Source organism: Arthrobacter sp. GCM10027362 (genome assembly GCF_042679445.1).
Lineage (GTDB): Bacteria > Actinomycetota > Actinomycetes > Actinomycetales > Micrococcaceae > Crystallibacter.
Window position 1 is genome coordinate 1 of the sequence record NZ_JBHTML010000341.1, and the last position, 1786, is coordinate 1786.

A 1786-nucleotide genomic window follows, 5' to 3' on the forward strand; every position below is an offset into this window, starting at 1 on the left:
GGCCGGGGCGCGCAGCGCGGGGCGGAGGCGCCGCCCGTGCAAACGGAAGAGGAGCTGGGCGAGCTGCTGCTCGGCGTCGTCCGCGACGCCGCCGCGCACGGGCTGGACCCGGAGCAGGCGCTGCGCAAGGCGGTCCGGCGTTTCCAGCATGGCGTAATGCAGGAGAAGGGGAGCACGGATCTCGATTAGTCTTGGATCCGACAGTGCTCTCATGCGGCTTGTCGTGAAGTGAATGCAAAGACGTTCCAATGAACAGGAGCTACTCCATGGCGCTTATTGATGCCATCCATGCGCGCGAAATCCTCGATTCCCGCGGCAATCCCACGGTTGAGGTCGAGGTTCTGCTCTCTGACGGCTCAATGGGCCGCGCCGCCGTTCCGTCGGGCGCGTCGACAGGTGCTTTCGAAGCCGTGGAGCGCCGCGACGGCGAGAAGAACCGCTACCTCGGCAAGGGCGTCACCCAGGCCGTTGCCGCCGTCGTCGACACCATCCAGCCGGCGCTGCTGGGCTTCGACGCCACGGACCAGCGCCTGATCGACCAGACCATGATCGACCTGGACGGGACCGCCAACAAGTCCAACCTCGGCGCGAACGCCATCCTGGGCGTCTCGCTGGCCGTGGCCAACGCCGCCGCGGAGTCCGCCAACCTGCCGCTGTACAAGTACCTGGGCGGTCCGAACGCGCACGTGCTGCCGGTGCCGCTGATGAACATCCTCAACGGCGGTTCGCACGCCGACTCGGACGTGGACATCCAGGAGTTCATGGTGGCTCCGCTGGGCGCCTCCACCTTCTCCGAGGGCCTGCGCTGGGGTGTGGAGGTCTACCACAGCCTCAAGGCCGTGCTGAACGAGAAGGGCCTGTCCACCGGCCTGGGCGACGAGGGCGGCTTCGCCCCGAACCTGCCGAGCAACCGTGCCGCGCTGGACCTCATCTCCGAGGCCATCACCCGCGCCGGCTACACCCCGGGCAAGGACATTGCCCTGGCCCTGGACGTCGCCTCCTCCGAGTTCTACAAGGACGGTGCCTACCAGTTCGAGGGAAGGTCCCTGTCCGCGGCCGAGATGAGCGCCTACTACGGCCAGCTGGTGGCCGACTACCCGCTGGTGTCCATCGAGGACCCGCTGGACGAGTCCGACTGGGACGGCTGGGCCACGCTGACGGCGGACCTGGGGGACAAGGTCCAGCTGGTCGGCGACGACCTGTTCGTGACCAACCCGGAGCGCCTGCGCCAGGGCATCGATTCCCGCACCGCCAATTCGCTGCTGGTCAAGGTCAACCAGATCGGTTCGCTGACCGAGACCCTGGACGCGGTGTCCCTGGCCCAGCGCAGCGGCTACACCACGATCACCTCGCACCGCTCCGGCGAAACCGAGGACACGACCATCGCCGACATTGCCGTGGCCACCAACGCCGGGCAGATCAAGACCGGCGCCCCGGCCCGCTCCGAGCGCGTGGCGAAGTACAACCAGCTGCTGCGCATCGAGGAGGAGCTCGACGACGCCGCCCGCTACGCGGGTGCCTCGGCCTTCCCGCGTTTCAAAGCCTGAACCGCCCGGCGGCAGCAGCTATTGTCTTAAGCAGGGAGGCCTGTGCCTCCCTGCTTAAGACGTATAGGCCAAGCTAAGTCAAGAGGTCCATGACCTGGGCCGTTCCAGGAGCTCAATGACCACTCGACGCCCCCGAGTGCCCCGGGCCCCCCGCCCGGACGCCGGCAGCGGGTCCGCGGACAACGCTCCGGTCCAGCGCGGTTCCGGGACGGCCGGCGCCCCGGCGGGAGGCGGCAAGC

1 protein-coding gene and 1 pseudogene are annotated in these 1786 nt (G+C 68.3%); both read left to right on the forward strand.

The features are described 5' to 3' along the window. Window positions 1-189, forward strand: a pseudogene (locus ACFQ36_RS22435) (hypothetical protein); the annotation flags it as partial. A 77-nt stretch (window positions 190-266) separates the two neighbouring features. Next, on the forward strand, window positions 267-1547 hold the full coding sequence (gene eno, locus ACFQ36_RS22440; protein ID WP_377017740.1) for a phosphopyruvate hydratase: 1281 nt from the start codon (window positions 267-269) through the stop codon (window positions 1545-1547). The last annotated feature ends 239 nt before the right edge of the window (window positions 1548-1786 follow it).

What these genes read in the sequence shown, in the direction of transcription:
- eno (WP_377017740.1), top strand. Translation starts at nt 267, where the DNA reads ATGGCGCTTATTGATGCCATCCATGCGCGCGAAATCCTCGATTCCCGC.